At 64.0% G+C, this 20505-nt stretch carries 19 protein-coding genes and 1 pseudogene; 10 read left to right on the top strand and 10 right to left on the bottom strand.

Translation table 11 applies throughout. The features are described from left to right. Positions 1–132: 132 nt before the first annotated feature. Entirely contained in the window at positions 133–690 is a 558-nt protein-coding gene (sufT, locus tag BM125_RS17580; RefSeq protein WP_092410415.1) for a putative Fe-S cluster assembly protein SufT, read from the bottom strand. 95 nt (positions 691–785) lie between these two features. Then, the gene (gene pdxR, locus BM125_RS17575) at positions 786–2231 is read right to left on the bottom strand and encodes a MocR-like pyridoxine biosynthesis transcription factor PdxR (protein WP_092410413.1); all 1446 of its coding nucleotides are present in this window, start codon (positions 2229–2231) and stop codon (positions 786–788) included. Positions 2232–2328: 97 nt separating this feature from the next. On the opposite strand from pdxR, the gene BM125_RS17570 reads away from it, so the two are divergent. The 5 genes from BM125_RS17570 to BM125_RS17555 all read left to right on the top strand — a co-directional run bounded on the left by BM125_RS17570 (position 2329) and on the right by BM125_RS17555 (position 5295). Continuing rightward, complete coding sequence (locus BM125_RS17570) at positions 2329–3000, top strand: pyridoxamine 5'-phosphate oxidase family protein (protein ID WP_092410411.1); 672 nt, start codon at positions 2329–2331, stop codon at positions 2998–3000. A 249-nt stretch (positions 3001–3249) separates the two neighbouring features. Next, complete coding sequence (locus BM125_RS20355; RefSeq protein WP_175498177.1) at positions 3250–3387, top strand: hypothetical protein; 138 nt, start codon at positions 3250–3252, stop codon at positions 3385–3387. Further along, a complete protein-coding gene (locus tag BM125_RS17565; protein WP_092410409.1) occupies positions 3377–3808 on the top strand; it encodes a hypothetical protein in 432 nt (143 codons plus the stop codon). The genes BM125_RS20355 and BM125_RS17565 overlap by 11 nt, the downstream gene beginning before the upstream one ends. Before the next feature lie 211 nt (positions 3809–4019). Continuing rightward, entirely contained in the window at positions 4020–4871 is an 852-nt protein-coding gene (locus tag BM125_RS17560; RefSeq protein ID WP_139225099.1) for a sulfotransferase family protein, read from the top strand. Between the two features lie 253 nt (positions 4872–5124). Beyond that, positions 5125–5295 (top strand): DUF1328 domain-containing protein, encoded by a 171-nt coding sequence (locus BM125_RS17555; protein WP_092410405.1) that lies wholly within the window; start codon positions 5125–5127, stop codon positions 5293–5295. 51 nt (positions 5296–5346) lie between these two features. On the opposite strand, the gene BM125_RS17550 is transcribed toward BM125_RS17555, so the two are convergent. The 4 genes from BM125_RS17550 to BM125_RS17535 all read right to left on the bottom strand — a co-directional run bounded on the left by BM125_RS17550 (position 5347) and on the right by BM125_RS17535 (position 10957). After that, complete coding sequence (locus BM125_RS17550; RefSeq protein ID WP_175498176.1) at positions 5347–7416, bottom strand: alkaline phosphatase D family protein; 2070 nt, start codon at positions 7414–7416, stop codon at positions 5347–5349. Between the two features lie 286 nt (positions 7417–7702). Beyond that, positions 7703–8830 (bottom strand): sulfite exporter TauE/SafE family protein, encoded by a 1128-nt coding sequence (locus BM125_RS17545; RefSeq protein ID WP_092410403.1) that lies wholly within the window; start codon positions 8828–8830, stop codon positions 7703–7705. Positions 8831–9164: 334 nt separating this feature from the next. After that, positions 9165–9992, bottom strand: a complete 828-nt coding sequence (locus BM125_RS17540) for a metallophosphoesterase family protein (protein ID WP_217647912.1) — start codon at positions 9990–9992, stop codon at positions 9165–9167. Between the two features lie 14 nt (positions 9993–10006). Next, positions 10007–10957 (bottom strand): diacylglycerol/lipid kinase family protein, encoded by a 951-nt coding sequence (locus BM125_RS17535; RefSeq protein WP_092410399.1) that lies wholly within the window; start codon positions 10955–10957, stop codon positions 10007–10009. Positions 10958–11786: 829 nt separating this feature from the next. Here BM125_RS17535 and BM125_RS17530 point away from each other — a divergent pair. Beyond that, positions 11787–12620: a CPBP family intramembrane glutamic endopeptidase gene (locus BM125_RS17530; RefSeq protein ID WP_175498175.1), complete on the top strand. Its 834-nt coding sequence runs from the start codon at positions 11787–11789 to the stop codon at positions 12618–12620. 187 nt (positions 12621–12807) lie between these two features. Here the strand turns inward: BM125_RS17530 and BM125_RS17525 are convergent, their stop codons facing one another. Next, the gene (locus BM125_RS17525) at positions 12808–13194 is read right to left on the bottom strand and encodes a cupin domain-containing protein (protein ID WP_092410395.1); all 387 of its coding nucleotides are present in this window, start codon (positions 13192–13194) and stop codon (positions 12808–12810) included. A 104-nt stretch (positions 13195–13298) separates the two neighbouring features. Continuing rightward, a complete protein-coding gene (locus BM125_RS17520; protein ID WP_092410393.1) occupies positions 13299–13883 on the bottom strand; it encodes a TetR/AcrR family transcriptional regulator in 585 nt (194 codons plus the stop codon). 116 nt (positions 13884–13999) lie between these two features. Here BM125_RS17520 and BM125_RS19990 point away from each other — a divergent pair, with 116 nt between their 5' ends. Further along, positions 14000–14245, top strand: coding sequence for a hypothetical protein (locus BM125_RS19990; protein WP_139225098.1), 246 nt, complete (start codon positions 14000–14002; stop codon positions 14243–14245). A 147-nt stretch (positions 14246–14392) separates the two neighbouring features. Here BM125_RS19990 and BM125_RS17510 read toward each other — a convergent pair whose 3' ends face one another. Both BM125_RS17510 and BM125_RS17505 read right to left on the bottom strand, forming a co-directional pair. Next, positions 14393–14998, bottom strand: a complete 606-nt coding sequence (locus BM125_RS17510) for a helix-turn-helix transcriptional regulator (RefSeq protein WP_217647910.1) — start codon at positions 14996–14998, stop codon at positions 14393–14395. Between the two features lie 22 nt (positions 14999–15020). Continuing rightward, positions 15021–15761 carry a cytochrome b/b6 domain-containing protein gene (locus BM125_RS17505; RefSeq protein WP_175498174.1) on the bottom strand — a complete coding sequence of 247 codons (741 nt, stop codon included), beginning with the start codon at positions 15759–15761 and terminating at the stop codon, positions 15021–15023. A 518-nt stretch (positions 15762–16279) separates the two neighbouring features. Between BM125_RS17505 and BM125_RS17500 the strand changes: the two genes are divergently transcribed. From BM125_RS17500 to BM125_RS21025, 3 genes and pseudogenes are all read left to right on the top strand, one after another. Then, positions 16280–17401 (top strand): alpha/beta fold hydrolase, encoded by a 1122-nt coding sequence (locus BM125_RS17500; RefSeq protein WP_092410384.1) that lies wholly within the window; start codon positions 16280–16282, stop codon positions 17399–17401. Between the two features lie 406 nt (positions 17402–17807). Then, positions 17808–19541 carry a right-handed parallel beta-helix repeat-containing protein gene (locus BM125_RS17495; protein WP_139225097.1) on the top strand — a complete coding sequence of 578 codons (1734 nt, stop codon included), beginning with the start codon at positions 17808–17810 and terminating at the stop codon, positions 19539–19541. A gap of 855 nt (positions 19542–20396) precedes the next feature. Continuing rightward, positions 20397–20505: pseudogene (locus tag BM125_RS21025) on the top strand (IS110 family transposase); the annotation flags it as partial.

Genomic DNA, 20505 nt, shown 5'->3' with positions numbered 1-20505 from the left:
GGAAACCGCGCTAATGCTCATAACCGAGTGCTTCTCCCGCCGGCGGGAAAAGCAAGGCAAGCCTCGGTCATCGCCGTCGGCAGGGCATCGGACAGCGGGAACGGATCCCGCCAGGCAACTCCGACACCGCGTCTAAAACATCCCCGTTTCAAGCTTCGCCGCGTCCGACATCATGCTGTGATTCCACGGCGGGTCGAACACGAGGTCGACGTCGGCCTCGCTGACGGTCGGAATCATCTCGAGTTTGCTGCGCACGTCCTCGACGAGGATCTCGCCCATGCCACAGCCCGGTGCGGTCAGGGTCATGCGCACGTTGACCTTGCGCTGGCCATCCTCGGTCTTTTCGAGATCGCAGTCGTAGACCAGGCCAAGCTCGACGATATCGATCGGAATCTCGGGATCGAAACAGGTGCGCAATTGCGACCAGACCAGTTTCTCGACATCGGCGTCGGCGGCATCGGGCGGCAGCTCGAGCGGCGCCGGCGGTGTCTTGCCGATCGCGTCGGCGTCGCATCCGGCGATGCGGAACAGGTTGCCGTCGACGAAGACCGTGAAGCTGCCGCCGAGCGCCTGGGTGATGTAGCCCGCCTGTCCGGCGGGCAGGGTCACGCTGTCGCCCTGCGGCACCATCACCGCCGGGCAGTCGCGCTCGAAGCGGACCGGTTCTGAGGTTGAGCTATAGCCACTCATGTCGAGACAGTCTTCGGCAATTTCATCGGCGTTGGCCGGCCATTATGAGGCCTTGGCGTTGATTACGCAGAGATATCGGGGCGCCGCCCTCGCGATCAAGCCAGCAACCCGGTCTCGCGCAGGCAGCGACCCAGCAGGCGCAGGGCCGCTTCGATGTCGGCCGGTGGCAATCCGGCGTAGCCCAGCAGCAGCCCGGGCCGTGCCGCGGTGCGCAGCGAATATGGCGCCACCGTGTAGAGACCCAGCCCGCGTTCGCGCGCATGCGCGGCCAGCCGCTCGCAATCGGCGTGGGTGCCGGACCTGAGCCAGGCGGTCAGATGCATGCCGGCGTTCGAGTCGACCACTTCGAGCGCCTCGCCGGCGTGCTTGCGCAGGCCAGCCAGCATCGCCGCCCGGCGCGCACGCAGACTCTGTGCCGCTCGGCGCAAGTGCCGCTCGAAACCGCCAGTGGCCATGAAATGCGCGAGTGCGGCCTGTTCCAGGGTATTGCTGCCGCGATCTTCCAGCCATTTCGCCGCGCGAAATGCCTCGCGCAGCGAGGCCGGCAGGACCATGTAGCCCAGCCGGAGTGCCGGAAACAGCGTTTTCGAATAGCTGCCGATGTAGATGACGCGCCCGTCGCGATCGAGCGATTTCAGCGCGGCCAAGGGTCGTCCGCCGAAGCGGAATTCGCCGTCGTAGTCGTCCTCGATGATCCAGCAGTGCTGCCGTGCGGCCCACTCGAGCAGTTCCATGCGTCGGGCCAGGGGCAGCAAGGCGCCGGTCGGGAATTGATGCGAGGGCGTCACCACGGCGAGCCGCGCCTGGTTCGGCAGGGCAGAGGGAACGAGACCCTCGTCATCGACACGCACGCCACGCACGCGAGCCCCATAGGCAGCGAAGATCTGCCGCGCGCCGCGATAGTGGGGATCCTCGAGCACCACCGAGTCGCCGTCGTCGAGCAGCGCCCGCGATGCCAGTGCAAAGGCTTGCTGCGTCCCCGAGATGACCAGCACGTCGTCGGCCGAGGCGGTCACGCCGCGCCGGCGGGCCAGGTAGTCGCAGATCTGTTCACGCAGGGCCGGCAGGCCTTGCGCGTCGGGGTAGTCGAACTCGGCGCGCTCGACGGCGCGGTTGATCTCGCGGCGCCAGGCACTGGCCAGGGCCGGATTGGTCAGCGGCACGCCATACTGGAGGTTGTAGCGCAGGCCCTTGTGCTCATGGCCCGGCACGAACGCGCCATCGCTGGCATTGAGGGCGCGGCGCGCATAGTCCGACAGCGGTGCGACCGGCACGACGCCGACCCTGGGCGGCGCGGGCAGGCGGTTGCCGATATCGGCCACGTAGCTGCCCGAGCCGACCCGCGCATGCAGGAAGCCCTCGGCCTGCAGCTGTTCGTAGGCGGCCAGCACGGTGTTGCGCGAAATGCCGAGCTCATTGGCCAGGTTGCGGCTGGCCGGCACGCGCGAGCCGGGCGCGAGGCGCACTTCGAGGATGGCCGACTTCAGCGAGCGGATCAGCTGCGCGTAGCGTGGACCCTGCCCATCCAGTTCCACGTACATGATTGGTCCTATTGAATCATCAGGGGTTGGTACTCGAAGGGGCCAATTTCACCTGACATGATGCGTTCGTCAAGTCGCACCATCGAAGGTTCCAGCCATGCCCAAGCACGTCCGTCACAAGGTCCGGCGCGTCGCCCAGCGCGGCCACTATGATGCGCCGACCATCCACGCCATCCTCGATGCGGGTTGGGTGGCGCACGTATCGTTTGCCGATCCGGCCGGACAACCCTTCGTCATACCGATGCTGTACGCGCGCGAAGGCGAATCGATCTACCTGCACGGCTCGATCGCCAGCCGCCTGATGAAGACGGTGGGCGAGGGCATTGCCACCTGCCTGTGCGTGACCCACGTCGATGGCCTGGTCCTGGCGCGTTCGCATTTCCACCACTCGATGAACTACCGCTCCGTGGTCGCTTTCGGCAAGGCCGTTGCAGTCGTCGATCCGACCGAAAAGGCCGCCATCTTCGCGCGATTCGTCGATGCCCTGATTCCGGGACGTGCCGCCGAATCACGACCGGCCGACAAGAATGAACTGGCCGCCACCGCCTTGCTGAGATTTACCATCGAAGACGCCAGCGCGAAGGTTCGCAGCGGTGGACCGAAGGACGATCCTGCGGACAGAGACCTGGCGGTATGGTCGGGCGTGGTGCCAATCAGTCCGCACTACGCCGAACCGGTTGCCGCCGACGACGCCGCTCCGGGTGTACCGGTTCCCGGTTCAGTCCAGCGTCTGTTCGCAACCGGAGCGGAGAAAGAGAGGGCGGCGTGAGCGCATGTCATGCGGCCCCCACGCGCTGACGAGAGAACGGATCCGCGCTGACGCTCCCAATCGGGTGCTTCTCCGTCTGGCGGGAGCAGGAACAGCGAGCCCCCATCGACCTGTTTGTCCTGGGCACAGCCCAGCGAAGTCGAAGGCCCGCACCCCGTTCGTCCTGAACGTAGCGCAGCGAAGTCGAAGGACAGTCTCGCAAGGACCTCAACCCACCGACTTGCAGCCTGCAAAACCGACACTTGCGCAATGATCGTCCCCCGCGACTTCTGGCGGTTACGCGAAGTGGTGTCGGCCGGTATCATCGCGCAACCCTTCGTTCCGGCACGCTTCCTGATGAGCCACTTCCCGATCTGTAACCGCGCTGTTGCCGTCGATGTCCGCTGAGGTCCACGGAAAACCATCGGCGAACCTTTTCCTCGGCATCGCCACGGCCCTGATGTGCGCACTTGCCGCCGGCGCGGTCTGGTGCGTGCTGCAACTCTATCTGCGCTTCGACCTGATCGGCGTCGCCTTCGCCGTCGCCGCGTTCATCGCGTGGGTGCTGCGCCGACAGGGCTTCGGCCATCGCCTGAGCGGGGCCCTGATCGCGGCCTTCAGCACGATCGTCGCCTGCGCCTATGCCGGCTACCTGCTGGCGGCCGCACGTGTGGCTTCATTCCTCGGCATTCCAATGCGCGAAACCTTGCTGACCATGGGTCGCGACATGGCCACGGCGGTAGCCTGGGCCAATCTCACCGGGTTCCACATCGCCACCCTGATCCTTGCCGTGATCCTGTCGGCCTGGCTGGTATGGCGCAAGGCCTGAAGCGTGCGCCTCCTCGGGTGCCATCCGCTACGGGCTCGGGAATGGGGCTATGACGGATCCGCGGCGGGCGTCGGGACACGCAGGCTACGAGAGAACACTTGAATCGGGCACGAGTCGGTGTCCCCGGAGTTCCCGAATGCGCGCGGGACTGCGGTCGTCCTGCTCGCGAGACGACGCCCGTGACCCGACACCTCGAAGGAGCATGTGACCTGTGCAACCCGTAAAACCGATCCATCTCGAGCCCTATGTGGCCACCACGCTGGGCAATGCCGCCGAACGAAAGGCGGTCACGGCAGCGCAGGTCGAGAGCATCGTGCCGGATCGCTATCCGGTCTACGCGGTCATCGCGACACCCAAATCCGGCTCGACGTTTCTCGCCAGCGTGCTCGCCCGAACGCTGGACCTGCCGTTGATGCCGCTGTGCTATGCCTACTCGAGTAACGAGCACGATCTTTACCTGCCGGCGCTGGTGACGGCCACGGCCTGCGGGGCGGTCAGCCAGTTGCATACCAAGGGCACGCCGCACAACGTGCAATTGCTGAACCTGTTCGGCATTCGACCGATCCTGCTGACCAGGAACCTGTTCGACTCGATCGAAAGCCTGGCCAGGGACCTGCGCAGGAAATGCGAACTGCCCGAACTCGGGATGGGCATGAGCGGCTATTCCTTTGCATGGCTGACCGAGGACGTTGCCGGTCTCGATGACGAACGCCTGATCGACTTCGTGATCGATTTTGCGCTGCCCTGGTACCTCAACTTCCACGTGTCGTGGCAGAACTACGCCCGCGCGAACGTCATCGATCCCGTCTTCGTTCGCTACGAGGATCTCCTCCGGGACAAGCACGGCGAGATCTCGCGAATCGTCCGGCAGATCGGCGGCATCGAACCGCGGCTCGATCCTGCCCTGCTGGGGGCGAACCACATTGGCGAATCGAGTTCGATCAGCCGTGGAAGCGGCGAACCGGGTCTAGGCTTGCAACGCCTCAGCCAGGCACAGGTCGCCGCCGTGAGGCGCAGGCTCGCGTACTACCCCAGCGCCGATTTCGATTCCTTGCTGGCATAGTTCGCACGGAGTCGCGACTCATTCCGCGCAGCGCGGAGCTGGGCATCGGCATGTCCGTGTGTCCGTTGCGCGGAGCGGATGCCGTGGTCGTTTGCATGCCGAGACCTGAATGACTGCCAGCAAAACGGCTTCCCACACCGTTTTGCCATGTAAGAATCCCTGCACATCTCGTCGCGACGCTGGAAGAAGTTCCAGATTCGCGCCCCGGCAGCCGTCGTCGCACGCATGCCGCCATTCAAAGGGAGTTCTCTACATGCTCAAGTTGGCCATCATTTTCGGAATCATCTCGCTGATCTCCGGTGCGCTCGGATTCTCCGGAATCTCCGGTGCCACCGCCGGCATCGCCAAGATCATCTTCATGATCTTCCTCGCCCTGCTCGCGCTGGCCGTGCTTGCCATCGTGTTCGGCGTGGCTGTGCTCTAGAACCAGTCGTCCCGCCGTGACGATGCCGGCCTGCCGGCTCTCATCGATGCCTCAGGTCGACAACTCCGCATCGCCTTCGAGCACCTTCTGTTCGAGCCGGGGTTTTTCTCCGCTTTTCCAGAGGTTTGCCGTGTGTACGACCCGATAGCGCAGTTCGCCCCCGTCGGGCGATGTCGAGCGGCGAATGGGGCGTGGTATGCAGACGAACTCGGTCTGCATGGCTTCGGCGGATGCGCTGACCACGGAATAGCCATGGCCGCCCATGTCGATGAATTCGAGATGCGGCGACAGGTCCGGATTGGTCAGCGCCTTGGCGGCGGCGAGGTCGCCGGACTTTGCGTACTCGAGCGCACTGCGCACACCGCGGTGCAAGGTCAGGTTGACCGTCGCCTGCGTGCGCTGCTGGCCGGGTGCCTCGGCCAGGAACAACGGCCGCAGCGGATGATCCTTCCTCAGTTTGTGCTCCTGCGCTTCGACCATGCCGGGCGCCGATATCGACCCGGTGACAAAGGCGATGCCGACCGGCTCGAAGTCCCTTGGCGGCAGGGCCTTGGCGGCATAGCCGGCCCAGAAGCTGTGACGATCCCCCGACACGACGGCGAAACCGGTGATGCGCTGATCGCGGACGAAGTCGTACAGTTCGGCGCGTTCGTGGTAGGCCGTGCCGAAGTCGTCGCCGCCGAATCCGGCATAGCCGCTGACCGGCCAGGGTTTGCCGAGGCCCTCCGGAAGGTTCTGCGGATCGGCGCGCCAGTCCAGCGTGCCGCCGGTCGCCGCCCAGATCTTCCAGGTCGCCCGTGAGTGGGCGAGCGTCTTCTTGAACCAGGCTTTCTGCGTCTTGCCGAGAATCGTGACCGGCGCTTCATCCTTGCGGAAGTTGGGGATGCTGACGATTCCGTCCGACAGGTTTTGCGGCGGTTTGCCATCCGCGTAGGCCCTGCCGCCGTCGATGATGCGCATGGCTTCCTCGGGAAACATGCCGAGGAAATCCGCACTGCCCAGGGTCGAGGCTTCCGGTCGGTCGGTCGGATCGCGCATACGGAAGCTGAAGCGATCGGTGATGACGAGTTCGACGTGCCGGCCATAGCGATAGGCGCGATAGGCGATCAGGCTTTCGATGGCCTTGAGGTTGTTCGGCTCGACGCCGAGGCCGTTCTCGTCGTAGGTCTCGATCGGCGCGTTGACGACCTTCGGCGCGTCGAAGCGATCGAGCCCCGGTCCCGAGGCCTTCTTGATGCGCGCCGGAATGTACTCGAACCAGGCCTGGTTGGCCGCCACCTTCAGCGCCTGCGCCGGTTCGGCTTCTCCCGGATAGCGGATGTGGCCTTGCCAGCCCAGCCAGGAGAACTCGTGGTTGTCCCACATGCAGACGAACGGGAAACGTGCGCGCGCATCCTGGATGTCCGGATCGCGCAGGTAGGCGCGGTAGACGTGGCGATACCCCTCGAGCGTGGTCGGTACATGGAAATCCAGGACCTTGCGCGAATCCGGAATGCGGCCAATGTCGTAGATGGTGCGGTCGTAGCGGGTCTTGATCTCGTCGGGGTACTCCACGACCTCGTAGATGAAGTCGCCCAGATGCAGGACGAAACCAAGCTGCGCGGAACGTGGCGCCTTTTCGTCTTCGTGGATCATGCGGCGGTAGGCGTTCTGCGCACCCTCGTTGACCGACTGGCACGAGACGAAGGCGAAGCGGACCGGGCGCCCGTCGCGCTCACGCGGTGCCGTGAGGGTTCGGCCAATACGACTGCCGTTGCCTTCATCGTCGGTGAAGCGATACCAGTATTCCGTCGCCGGCGCGAGGCCCGCCGCGAGCACGCGGCAGGTCCAGTCCGATTCCGCCAGCACCGTGACCGCTCGTTGGCTCAACACGCGCGTGAACGCGGCGTCCTCGGCCACTTCCACGGTGAGACGCCCGCGCTCGGCATTCGCGAATGGCCGCCGCGTCCACAGGATCACGCTGTCGGAATCCGGCTCGGCGGAGGCCACGCCTTCGGCATACAGATCGCGCCGCTCATGCCACGTCACTTTCGAAGCGGCCGGGGCCTGGCGGCTCCAGGCCAGCTCTGCTCCGATCGCGGCGGCAACGGCCAGGAATTGTCGGCGGGTGATGTTCGGCACGGCGGCAGGACCTCATTTGCGACCCGGCAGCTTTCATAGCACCCGGAGCGAGCGGCGCCATGTCCCATTGGTCAGTGGCGCGTCATCCGCGAAGCCGGGTGCCTGGTCTGATGGCGGGAGCCATCCCGGGAATTGCGGGAAGTGGGACATCCATGATTCCGTCGATTCCCCGCGCTCCGAGTCGCAGACTTCCTGGAGCCCGTCTCCGCCGTCGACCGACCCCGGGTCACGGTGTGGATATTGCGTGGCTGCGCCGGTTGCGCTCGCGCTCGCTCCGGTGTCCCGATCAAGGCTCAGCGGCGCACTTCGTGGGCGTTCCGGTTGCGGTTGCGTCTGCCGGAGCTTTCACGGCACTGCCTTTTTCGGTATCCGCCAGCATGGCGTGGGGCGCATCGAGGTCCGAAATGAAATGTGGCGCGCGTCCGGGCGATTCCCTGCCGAGAACCTTCCCCCAGGCCCGAAGACGCTCGAGCCCGAACAAGGCCAGCACCACGGCGGCCACGGCCAGTGCCATGCCCATGCCGCCGAGGGCCATGCGTTCCGCGTAGCAGGTCCAGACGAATTGACCCACGCAGAGGACGGCGACGAACAGGAGTGTCGGTTTGCGCCCGATCAGCCCAACCGCGAAGGCGCCGAGCGGGGCGCCGAGGGCCACGACCGGCGCCGCAGCCAGCCAGTTCTCGTAGACGCCAGCCTCGACGCCGGTGAACATGTTCTTGAAGGCGATCCCGATCAACGAGGTGAAGGCCATGATGACCACCGAGGTCGGGATCGCAATCTTCAGGTCGGCGCGGCACAACAGGACGAGCGCCGCATAGAGCACCATGTCGATGCCGACCCCGGTGACGGCCGCTACGGTAGCCCCGGACAGCAGGCCGACGACGAGACCGACCCGGAAGTCCCATTGCTCACCGGGGCTCGTCATTCCGGAATGCGAAGCTATTTCGCCAATTCTGTACAGGTGCAGCACGCCAAAACTGGCCCACACCACGGCAAAGAGCACCTTGATCCACAGCGATGGCACCAGCGGCGCGATGAAGAGGATGCCGAAAATCGTTCCGACCAGGGAACCCAGGGCCGCTCCCTTCAACATGACCCAGGCCAGCGGCTGGCGTCGCGCCATGATGAAGATACTGGCACTGGTCATGCCGATGGCCTGCACGGCAAAGCTGAAATCGCGCCCGAGCGTGGCAGGCTGTTCGAAAAACAGCACGAGGACGGGGAAACCCACGGTACCGCCACCCATGGGCGTCGAACCGGCGACATAGCTGCCGAATGCCATCGCCATGGCCATCGGCCAATGGGCCTTGGCGACCGGCCAACCGCCCTCGACGAAAACGAGCCAGGCCCAAACGGAATAGAACAGAATCAGCCAGCCAAACCAGATCCAGAGACGCGAGCGAGGTCGATTCAAGAGCGCATTCCGCAGCGAAGGGCGAATGGATGAATTTCGATTATTGCATCCCGGAAAGGGACAGGCGCAACCAGGGCACTGCCCATTTCCTGACCATGGTCACCCCACCGATCCGAGGTGGGTACGGGTTCCAGGATCCCCCAACGTGCTGGCCATCCGGGCGCCGATTCCACCGCTCGTCACAGGCGCGTTCGTCCACGGCCTGTCGACGGATGAACGGACACCAGCGGGGAGGTCCCAATGCCAATCCGTGGACCTCGACTCTGCCCAGGAATCGAGGACAAGGGACGCTTGGCAGGAGTGGCGCTTCGCAGGAGCCGCGGGATCGGGGCGTCTAAACGTCGGCCGCCGTCGCTCCGCCAAGCGAACCGCGTGCATTCCTGTCCCGTGTCATCGGCACGCAGCGCACCAGAGTGAACCGGCCCTCGCTGGCATCGTGGTCCCATTGCTCGACGACGACCACGCGGCAGCGCTCGGCATCATAGCGGACGATGTGGACGGAGTTTGGATGCCCGTCGCGGGTTCGCCTCGAGACGGCCGTGCCGGCTTGGACGATCCACAACGGTCGCTCGGGATCGAGCGCGGGGCCCGGGGCCTGGCGCACGTAGGGCAGGTGGATATGTCCGCCGAGGAGCAGATCGACCCCGCAATCACGGAATGCGCCGAGAGCCTCGCGATGGCCATGGGCGAGGTTCGCAAGGTCGGAGTCGGTGATGGCGAGCAGCGGGTGGTGCATGACGACCACGCGCACGACACCGGGTTCGGAGGCCTCGAGCCGCTCGCAGGCGCGCCGGATCGTCGCCGCATCGAGTTCACCGTCCTTGTGACGCCACGGCGTCGTCGAATCGACGCCGACCACGTGCAGGCCCGGCGCCCGATGGACCGGTTCGAGACCGTCGCCGAAAGCGCGACGGAATCCTGCGTACGGGCTGCGCCAGCGTGCGACGAGGTTGAACAGCGGTATGTCATGGTTGCCGGCGACCACGAGTGTCGGCAGCCCGAGCCGGTCCAGGAAGCGTTGCGCTGCTTCGAACTGGCCGCGACGCGCGCGCTGCGTCACGTCGCCACTGAGCACGACGAGACCGGGCCGTTGTGCGGCGACAAGAGAGACCAGAGCCTCGACGACAGACGGATCCTCGGTGCCGAAGTGCGTGTCGGACATGTGAATGAACGACCTCATCCGGGATCGTCCCCGCTGGTCGCCGGATGGGGCGCCCGCACCAGCAACGGTCGCTTCGCGATCGAGAATTCGAGCGGCGTGCGCATTCGCGTGATTTCGCCGTCGAGTGCCACCTTGACGCGTCGACCAGGGCGGCCCAGCGAAACCGAAAGCGATCGGACCAGACGGATCGAGACATCATCGGCCTCGCCGAGACGACCGAGCGCGCCGCGCAGGGTCAGTCCAAGCAGGCCGAGTTTGCCGATCGCGCGCAGGGTCACGGCAGCCAGCGCGTCGCGCCCGATCCGCTCCGCGCCGTCGATCCCGAGGCGCGCGAACTGCAGAGGATTGTTGCCGACCACGAGAGTCGGCGTGCGCAAGCGGCGCCGGCCGGAACCGTCGTCGATCTCGATCGACCACAGTCGATGATCGCGCAGGAGCGTATGGAGCCCGGAAATAATCGCGACCGCGCGGTGCCGCCCGATGCGGCGCTTCCATCCTTCGCGGTCTTCGAGCAGCTCCGGATAAAGGCCGATGCTGGCGTTGACGAGAAACGGGCGGCCATTGACGAGCCCGACCTGGGCCGGTCGCGCCGGCTCACGCACGAGGATCTCGAGCGCCGGCTCGAGGTCCGATGGAATGCCATGGGCCCGGCCGAAGTAGTTGAATGTCCCGCGCGGCAGCAGGCCCAGCGGCACCCCAGCATCGAGGGCCTCCCGCGCAACGGCATTGATCGTGCCGTCGCCGCCGCAGGCGACCAGGATCGCACTGCGCTGCCTGGCATCTTTGGCGGCAGCCTTGCAGGCCGAGACGACATCACCATCCCGATCAAGCCCATGCACGCGCACACGATGTCCGCGCTCCCCGAGCCAGGCCCGGATGCGTGCGGGCAGGTCCTGATCGGAATCGCGGCCCGACGCATCGTTGAGCACGATGACGAATTCGAGCCCCTCTTGCGGCTCACCCATGGTCTGCTTCGCTGGTTCGCATGCGGCTATTTCATCGCATCGCGATGAACCTCGCTGAAATCGGTCTCAAGGAGGTTCAGACGCTCCTTGAGTGCAGGCGGCACGCATTGGGTAGCAAGCCTCTTGGCCCCGCCCCATCGGGAAGCGCATCGGGAGGCGGTAGATCCCGAACTCCCGCTGTCCGAGCGGGAGCAGTTGACCGCCGGGTGCCTCGATGGGCACTTCCTGCGAACTCCGGCGCGGTCGGATCTGGACGGGTTCGTCGGAACTGCCCGAACGCCTCGCCTTTCCGGGTGGATGTTGCGGAGAAGCCCGGATCGTTGTCCCGCTCCAGCGCCGTTCTCCCGGTGATAGCCGCGCATGGGGCAGGGCGGGTTCAAGTGCATCGTGTCGGCTCGGCGGCAGCGGCGACCGCACGCAGCCTGACCCAACACAACCGGACCGTCCCGAATGACAGGATGTGTGTCCGGGTCGTTGCGCACGACCGGAATCCCTGCATGATCGGCCAGCAGGGCCGATCAAACCATCGGGCACGCAACCCGCGGCGCATGGGATGTATCTCAGCATGCGGAGCATGGTCGGCTTCGCGGGAGCGCGTCGCTTGCAGGCGCGAGTATCGGAGAATCCGTGCTCGTCTTCGTCAGAGTGCTCGAAAGCGCGCATCCGGGTCGGTGGTGCGTACGATTCTTCGCGAGCCTTCGCAGGTCCGCTCTTGAGCAGGGTCCACATGAGAAACGACACCACGCCGCCCGAACGTGCGGATCCAATCCACGCCGTCACGCCAAAGCAGACAACCCGCGCATGGAGGCATGTTCGCGCAACCGTACGAATGCTCGGTTCGCTGCTGCTCGGCGGAGCAATGGTTCTCGGAGCGATCGTGGTCTTCCGGCAGGGCCTGCTTCCGCTGATCGATGCGACGGCTCATCCGAGCCTCGAGACGCTCAGCATGATCCGGCGCGCGGGCATCTTCACGGCCGCGATCGCAGGCTATTGGGCCTACGTGCACTGGCACGAAAAGCGCGACGCTACCGAGTTGCGGTTGCAGCCGCTCAGCCTGCTCGCATGGGGCGTTGGTGGCGCTGCCCTCATCGCACTTCCTATGCTGCTGCTGTTCGCGATTGGCGCCTACGAACTGGTCCACTATCGCGGTCCTTCGGCGGCGCTGTTCGGCGCAGCGGCCCTGATCGGAATTGCAGCCATGCTCGAAGAACTGGTCTATCGGTGCCTGCTGTTCCGGGTGCTGGAGCGTGCCTGGGGAACGGCTTTCGCGCTGCCGGTGCAGGCGGTGGTATTCGCTGTTCCGCATCTGGAAAACGTCACCGGAGGCGGAAGGCTCGATGCAACGACCATGCTCGTGTCGGTGATCGTGCTCGGCCTGCTCTGGGCCGGCGTGTTCATCCTCACACGCAACCTGTGGGTAGTGGCCGCCAATCACGCCGCATGGAATTTCACGATCCTGCTCAGCGGCGTGCCGCTTTCCGGTATCGAAGATTGGCGAGCCATGGCGCCCCTCGAAAGCCGCTATGCCGGGGCCGACTGGCTGACGGGCGGGATATTCGGGCCCGAGAGTTCGGTGCTGGTGATCCTGTCGGCGACGATTGCGGTCTTCCTGTTGCTGCGCACGGCACGACGTCGGGGCATGCTCATCGCGCCGGCCGCGTGACCGGCAGCGTGAAGCGGACGGGCGTGCGCAAGGATCAGCAGGCAGTCGACGTCCGCTCGATTCCATGCATCATCGCTCCCGGCAAGGCATCGGCCTTGCGTTGTGCGAATCCCCGCTATTGCCGGTAGGCGGTTGTCAGCGGGGTTGTCGTGCAAAAAAGCCGGCAACGCCGGCCCCTTTGCAGCGTTCAGCCGCCCATCTTTCCGAGCATATGATTGATTACGCGGCTATGTTCGTGCTGCGGGCTGAACAGGACCACTTCGGCATCTTCGTCGACTTTCACTGTATGACCCGGGCGCCAGTAGAAAAGATCTCCCCCGCTGACAGGCTCCTCCTCGCCGTCGGCGTAGGTCACGATCAGCTTTCCTTGCAGCATGTAGCCCCAATGCGGTGCCTGGCAGAGGTCGCCATCGAGGCCCTGGAGCAAGGGCGCGATATCGGTGCCTGCGCCCAGCGAAAAGTATTCGCCGCTGATTTTTCCGTAGCCTGAGGCATCACCGAAGTTCGTCTGCTGGCGAGCAATTGCGCCCGGGACATTGATTCGAACGGGGACATCGTTCTTCTGGATTCGCATCGTGGCTTCTCCTCGTGTGTGTGCTTCGGAAAGAGCCGGCTACCGGGACGAAATTCGCCCATGGTGGTGCCGACCAGGACAGAGCCGGGTGTAAGCAGGGCATTTCATGCGTGTGACCCCGCAGCTGCGAGGAAATAGAAATCGAGCATTTCCCGCAGAGGCCTTGGATCGCGTCGCAGGCGGGTACGCAGAGCCGCGCCTTCCCAGCAGTTGACGAGCAGCTCGGCGAGCTTTCGGGGGTTTGCGTCTTTTGGCAGATCGCCGCTCTGTTTCGCTTCGTCGAGGCATACGGCCAGTCGGCCAGCGATCTGCTCCAGGCACTCTTCCACCTTGTGACGGAAAGCTTCGTTTATGCCGGACAGTTCCTGCCCCAGGCCACCGAGCAGGCAACCCATATAGCCCTGGGTCCGATACTTTTCTTCGCTGGCCTCGAAGAAGTCACGGATCCGCTCGAGTGGCGGTCGGGTACTCTCGCCGAGGCACTCCTCCAGACCGGCATGGACGTCCTGCATATAGAGGTCGATGACCTGCAGGGCGTAGTCCTGCTTGGAGCGAAAGTGGTGGTAGAACGATCCTTTCGGGGTGTTGGTCGCTTCGAGCAGCGCGGAGATACCCAGGTCGTTGTAGCCGCAACGCAGCAACAGTTCGATGCCCTGCGCCAACAGTTGATGTTTGGTCACGTGCGTCATTGACAAGCTAATAGACCGGTCGGTCTATTTTGTCAAGCGGCCCATCGGCGCCGCTGTCCAACAGGCAGCGGTCAGGACATTCATGGTCAGTCACGGGCAGCCAGGAAAGGGCAGTCTTGAAGGTCCATTTCGCCGCTTCCCGCGAGGTCGAACTGCGCGAACGCAGGAGCCTGTCCACCCGGATGCAGCAATCCTTCCGCGATGAGGTGAATCACCGCCGCATGGAGGCCGAATTCAACGTCCGCGGTCTCGCCGCGCGGGATCAGGCCAAACGCACCGGCGGGCATTGCAGCAAGAACGAATCACGCGCGGTAGTGATTCCATCCTCGTCCGGCACATGCCAGGGACGCGATAGGTTGTAACGGGTGCACCGGGGCGAAATCATGGGCGTTCCGGTTGTTGCATCGGTTGTCGCAACGGTTGTCGCAGCGTGGATGCCCCGAGTCTTTCCGAATCGCCCATTGGACACCGCCCTCATCCACACGTCTCGACGAGCCGGTAAGATCGCGTCAGTTTCCAGGTGGGCCGATGTTCGAGCCGGTCGTGGAGTCGGTCGGCGAGGCGTTGCCGGGCGGAAGCAGGTCCTCGAGGAAGAAGGCCGACAGCTCCGATCGGCCGGACAGTCCCGACTTTGTGTAGATCGCACTGGACTGGACGCGCGCGGTTTTTTCGGATGTTTGACGCGCGGCAGCGATCTCCTTGAGGCTCAGGCCCTTGAGCAGAAGGAATGCGACTTCCATTTCAGCTGCCGACAGATGCCACTGCTCCATTTGTCGGCCGATCGAGCGGGACAGGCCGTCCAGATATTTCCTTGACCCCATGCGCCACGCCTCGGCTTCCTGCCTGAAGGCCGAGAAATCGCGGTCCTGGGCATCGAGGCGTTTGCGCAGCCGCCAGGCGCCGTGCAGCAGCTGGAATGCACCGAAGCACGCGGCTACCGCCACCATGGTCTCGACCAGGACGTGCCAGAACGCAACGCCCTGGCGCTCTTCAATCAGCAGATCCACGCCAGCCAGCAGCGCAATCAGGGCGAGCACGCCTGCGATGACGGCGCGCTCGCCGATCTGGAGCGGATCGCCACCGCGTCGCGTTCGATCATCCGCGTCCGTCTTCACGGCGGACTCTGGGCCGGATCCTTCAGTCACGATCGTCGTGGTCCTCGTCATCGTCAATGTTGCCGGAGGGAGCGTCATGCTCGCCTTCGCCCAACTGCAGCGTGGTTCCGAACAGATCCAGGGTGCGCGCTTGTGCATCATAGTGCTGCGACAGGTAGCCCATGAAGATCGCGGTGACCAGGACGAACGCCAAACCGGCGACAGGACGCGCAGGTACCGATTCCTGATTGTCGATAGACACCTGTTTTCTTCCGGTGATCATGCTCGATTCCATGCGGTCACGATGTCGCAGCACGTGCGCCACCACGCCGGCGACGTGCAGCAGGACGATCACCAGGAAGGCATTGGCCATGACCTCATGGGTCTCCTCGATCCAGTCACTCCCGGCGCCGGTGGCCATCAGATAGCCCGTGATGCCGAGTCCGAGCCCCAGGCTCACCATCGCCACCGCCGCCCAACTCGATGCTGGATTGTGGCCGATCCAGCGCCGGCTGCCGGAGGAGAACATGCCCTTGAAGTAGGCCACCAGCTGCATCGGGTTCAAGGCGAGGTCGCCGAGCCGTGCGTGACGGGTCCCGACCAGGGACCAGATGAGGCGCAGCGCGATCACGCACACCATGCCCAGGCCAGCCAGCATATGCAGCGAAAAGCGTGCCGAGTCATCGTCGACCAGATTGGCGATGGCAAACGCCGTGATGAAAAAGCCTGCAAACATCCAGTGAAAGAGGCGGGTCGGAAGATCGTAGACGAGCAATGGACGCATGAGCGAATCCTCGGCAGTGATGGTGCTCGAACTGTCCTCGCGCCGCCGCGCCCGGGCCATAAGGCGAATGACCTACACATAGGAGAATCAATGACATGGATGGCCCGTCCACGTGGCGCAACGCCGGTCGCTACGAGAGTGGCGAGGTGAAGGCGGCACTGATCGGGACATCCGGAATGCCAAGCGGATCCTGCGTCACGGGCAGGCCGATTGCTTCAGGCTACCTCGTTGGACCGTGGTGCCCGTAGCCGGCGTGCTCCGGCCTTCTTCAGCGACGAGAGCCGAGCGCGCCCATCCAGTTGCAGGGAGTTGATGATTCACGCGGCGCGACACAGCAGAGAGAGCGGGTGTCCCGAAATTTCGGCTGCAGGTCCTGCCGTGATGCGCAGCGCCTGAAATTCCCGGTGGCGATGGGCGGCGGATTGTGGGTCATGCCAATCCCTTGCGGCTCGCGGTTTTTGAATTGCGGCCCAGCGTGACAAAATCGACCACCCCGCTGATACAACATTGGGACGCTGATGAAAATGCTGATTTTCGGGTTTCTCTCTGTCGTCATTGCAGGCGCAAGTACAACCATGCAGGCCGCGGAGCCGCCGGGCCCACACGATCGCGCGGAGGCGACCCACATCATCGCGGAATTGCGCCGGGTGGTCGCCGACAACGGTGTCGAGCGACTCGAGAAGGTCCGCATCGGCGGTATCGACCAGTGGGTATCGATTCGAGGCAGCGACCGCCGCAATCCGATCCTGCTCATGCTGCACGGCGGGCCAGGGTGGGTGTCGATGCCGACCAGCTGGTATTTCCAGCGAGGCTGGGAGGAGTATTTCACCGTTGTCCAATGGGACCAGCGCGGCGCTGGCAAGACCTATCTTGCCAATGATCCGGCGACGGTCGCACCGACGATGACGCGCGAGCGCATGATCGCCGACGCCGAGGAGATGGTGGCCTGGTTGCGCACGACGTTCGGCAAGAAGAAGGTGTACGTACTCGGTCATTCCTGGGGCAGCTATCTCGGATTGGAGTTGGCACGGCGCCGGCCGGAGTGGCTGCATGCATACATCGGCATCGGGCAGATCTCGAATGCACCGGAGAGCGAGCGACGCGGTTGGGCCTGGACCCTGAAGCAGGCGCAACAGGACGGAAACGCGCAGGCGGTGGCTGAACTCGAAGCGCTCGCCCCCTATGCGCAGGGCGATGAGGCTGTTGCGCTCGACAGTCTCTTCCAACAGCGAAAATGGCTGAACCACTACGGCGGCATGGTTCACAATCGCCAGGGTGGTGATGCCGAAGCGGCGGCGATGGCCCTGTCGCCGGAGTATTCCGACCATGACGTAGCCGGAATCTGGAAGGCCAATGAATTCTCGATGGAGCACCTGCTGGCCGGAGTTTTGACCCTGGACATGACCTCCGTTCGCAGGCTCAAGACTCCCTTGTTCCTGTTTCTCGGGCGTCACGACCACAACGTGTCCGCCGAGCTGGCGGCAGAATGGTTCAAGACGGTGAAGGCCCCGAAGAAGAAGTTGGTCTGGTTCGAGCAGTCCGCTCACGAAGTCATGATCGAAGAGCCAGGCAAGACCTTGATCACGCTGGTCCAGGATGTCCGCCCCATTGCCGAGCGCGCGGGTGACGTTGCGCCCTGATTGCCCTGTCGGTCCCGGTGATCTTTCCGCCTGCGCAATCACGCAACCGGGCGCGACGCGAACCGTGATGGAGTTGGGGCGGTGGGATTGGGACATCCCCTTCTGCAAGACAAGGATCACAGTAACGAAGAGCGCAGGGAACGAAGGGCAGAGACCGAGGTGATCGGGTATTCTGCACAATGTGACGCCACAGCCAAGGTTGCCCTCCATGTCGCTGCAACGCCAACGCGAGCTCGCATCGCGGGTCCTGCTTCTTGTCTTGTTCCTTGTTTCAAACTCCATTCATGCCGAAACCGTTAGAGCCACCGGCCGCCAGGGATCCATACCGGTCGTAGTGCGCGTCGAGGGACTTGCGCTGGGTTCCGAAGTGCAACTGGATCGGGCCGGTGAGCTGCTCACCGCAAACTTGAATGACGAATTTGACTTTGCCACGCCGGCGCTGCCGGGGGCGGCTCTTGGCATCGACGTTGTCGCCCAACCACCGGGTCAGGTCTGCGCGGTTTCGGAACTCGCACCGGCCACGGTACCGGTCGATTCTTCCCCGGTGTTCATCCGTTGTCTCAGCATTCCCGGTGCGTCGGTTGTCGTTCCGGAAACGCTCCCGGGTGGTCCGCTGCGCGTGCTGCGTGGCGAGTCCGCCGTGCGTGGCATGGCCTATCCCGGCCTGCCGTATGAATCGAGGCTCGGCGTCGTCGGTGGCACCTTCCCGTATGAGTTCCGGATCATCGCGGTGACCATGGGGGGGACACCGATGCCTCCCTCGAGCGTGTCGATCGATTTCCGCCATGGCACACTGCGGTTCACTCCTGCAACAGAGACCTCGGTCGCAATCGAGGTCGAGATCCGCGACAGCGCGTCACCCCAGCAGGTGCTGACGCACAGCATCGCCATCGACGTGGCGACCGCCCCATTTGTCTTTGTCGCAGAGGATGGGATCGATAGCGCAGGCCGGGGCAGTCTCGCCCAGCCGTACCGCACCCTCGGCTACGCCTTGCCGCGGACCAGCCCCGTCCAGGCGATCATGTTGCGCCGCGGAAGCTACCTGACCGGCGGCTTCATCATCGGCGATACGCATGCGAAGACGATCCTCGCCTATCCGGACGAAGTGCCGGAGATCGATCTGGACTACGCGGGTTCGATCACGGTCCGCATCGACCAGTTGCCTGGGGCGCGCCTCGAAGGTCTCGATATCCGTCATGTCCAGCAATACGGCATCTTCAGCGATCCGAGCACACCGGGCCTGGTTCTGCGCCATCTGCGTTTCGTCGAGGGCCGTGAAGGATCGGCACCGAGCGAGAATCCCGCCTTCGTACATGGTCGAGGTGATACGGGAAACAACTCGCGCCATGCCCTGATCGTGCAGGATTCCGATTTTGGCCCGTTCCAGATGCTGAGCTCGGGCGCCTATGCATTTACCTTGTTCGATGCCGGCGATTCGCTGATCGAGAACAACCAGATCCGCTTGGGCGCGACCTCGGGCGGCATCCATGACAAGGACAATTCGCAGGGGAACACCTATCGCGAAAACTACATTGCCTTTTCGACGGCGAACGCGACCTCGAGCGGTATCGCAGTATCGGCGCAATACAATTCGGTCGATGTCCATATCCATCACAACCTCCTGATCAATGCGGGCGTGCGCCTCGGAGTGCAGTGCTTCCAGGAAACCTGCTATATGCGCAACCATGATGTCCACCACAACACGCTCGTCGGCGCCGGGCTCACCTTCAGCTGGGGGGTGTTCAACCCGACCAGCTTTGGAAGCCGCTTCAGCCACAACATCGTCAGCAGCGGAAGCGAGGCTCCGTATGCGTGGCATTCCTGTCTCGGCAGCGTGCCGGCCGCGTTCGACACGCAACTGGACATCGGCACCAACCTGATCGAGACGACGAGTTCGCGCGCCATGCGCGATACCGAATGCGGTGGAGGCCCGATGAACATGGGCTGGTCCGCATGGCGCGATACGCACGGCATGGATACGGCACAGTCCGGCAGCGTCGTCACCGCAACAACGGCACTGACCGGATCCGGACCGACGATTGGATTGCCGGCCACCGATCCGCGCCGTCCGGCGCTGGGTCACCTCTATCAACCCGCTCCCACACTGGTTGACGTGATTTTCGCCGACAGTTTCGAGTAGCAGAAGAAGCCGGCTCAAGTCGTGGATTGGCCATAGATTCGAGATCCAGGACCCCAATCCGCTGTTGTTGTCGCGGTGCCGAATTCCGGGTGTGCCATTTGTCAGGCTTCGCGCCCATCGTGGGTAATCTGCCGATCGCCTTTTCCAGGACGGATTCCACCGAGAGGCGAAGCGGGACGTCCAGAAGAGCAGCTCAGCGGTGAGAGAGCTGAGCTGAAAGGTCAACGAGACAAGCTATCGGCGAGCGGGCGGCTCCGCCCTGGCCTTGATCGTGAAAGTCGTGGCGATGGGGCAGGGCTGGCTCAAGGGCATCGGAAGCGCGCAGCGGCTGATGCGACCTCTAAACGACCTGACCACTTGCGCGCATTTCTCACGCAGGATCGGGTCGCCCGGGGCAGACCAATTTCCGAAGAAGGTCAGCCAGCCCCCCCAGCCCCCATCATGCTCATTTGAAAGGTTCGCAATAGCGACATTCTTGGCCGGTCGATCACTGGCTGAGCTGTCGTATATCCCCGTCAGCGAGGCTTCATGGCCGGGGAGTGCAGCCGGACGGAATTATGGGTGTCCCGGTTGTCGGGCATGTCGGGCACGCTTGTCGGGCAAATTTTTGTCGGGCAACTTTGTGGGTGTTGAGATGGACGCCTCCTTCACCTACGGCGTCACGTTGCGCCAGACTGGAAGTACTACCGACCAGTCACAGATGAGGAGGCGTCCGTCATGAATCCTAGTCTCGTTGCCATCGATCTTGCAAAGAATTGCTATCAGGTCTGCGTCTTGGATGCCGAAGGCCAAGTGAAATCGAACCGCCGGTTTTCGGCAGGCAAATTCACCCAGTTCATCCACCAGCTCCCGATCACCTCGATTGCCATGGAGGCTTGTGGCAGTTCGAATTATTGGGGCCGCCGTTTGCAGGCGTTGGGGCACCGCGTACTGCTGATTCCGGCCCAGCACGTCAAGGTGTTCT

The organism is Dokdonella immobilis, from assembly GCF_900115085.1.
Classification (GTDB): domain Bacteria; phylum Pseudomonadota; class Gammaproteobacteria; order Xanthomonadales; family Rhodanobacteraceae; genus Dokdonella; species Dokdonella immobilis.
This window is presented reverse-complemented; position numbering and strand designations above follow the sequence as displayed.

Coding starts and splice junctions, on each gene's coding strand:
- sufT (WP_092410415.1), bottom strand. CDS start 690: ATGAGTGGCTATAGCTCAACCTCAGAACCGGTCCGCTTCGAGCGCGAC.
- pdxR (WP_092410413.1), bottom strand. CDS start 2,231: ATGTACGTGGAACTGGATGGGCAGGGTCCACGCTACGCGCAGCTGATC.
- BM125_RS17570 (WP_092410411.1), top strand. CDS start 2,329: ATGCCCAAGCACGTCCGTCACAAGGTCCGGCGCGTCGCCCAGCGCGGC.
- BM125_RS20355 (WP_175498177.1), top strand. CDS start 3,250: ATGATCGTCCCCCGCGACTTCTGGCGGTTACGCGAAGTGGTGTCGGCC.
- BM125_RS17565 (WP_092410409.1), top strand. CDS start 3,377: ATGTCCGCTGAGGTCCACGGAAAACCATCGGCGAACCTTTTCCTCGGC.
- BM125_RS17555 (WP_092410405.1), top strand. CDS start 5,125: ATGCTCAAGTTGGCCATCATTTTCGGAATCATCTCGCTGATCTCCGGT.
- BM125_RS17540 (WP_217647912.1), bottom strand. CDS start 9,992: ATGTCCGACACGCACTTCGGCACCGAGGATCCGTCTGTCGTCGAGGCT.
- BM125_RS17535 (WP_092410399.1), bottom strand. CDS start 10,957: ATGGGTGAGCCGCAAGAGGGGCTCGAATTCGTCATCGTGCTCAACGAT.
- BM125_RS17530 (WP_175498175.1), top strand. CDS start 11,787: ATGCTCGGTTCGCTGCTGCTCGGCGGAGCAATGGTTCTCGGAGCGATC.
- BM125_RS17525 (WP_092410395.1), bottom strand. CDS start 13,194: ATGCGAATCCAGAAGAACGATGTCCCCGTTCGAATCAATGTCCCGGGC.
- BM125_RS17520 (WP_092410393.1), bottom strand. CDS start 13,883: ATGACGCACGTGACCAAACATCAACTGTTGGCGCAGGGCATCGAACTG.
- BM125_RS17505 (WP_175498174.1), bottom strand. CDS start 15,761: ATGCGTCCATTGCTCGTCTACGATCTTCCGACCCGCCTCTTTCACTGG.
- BM125_RS17500 (WP_092410384.1), top strand. CDS start 16,280: ATGAAAATGCTGATTTTCGGGTTTCTCTCTGTCGTCATTGCAGGCGCA.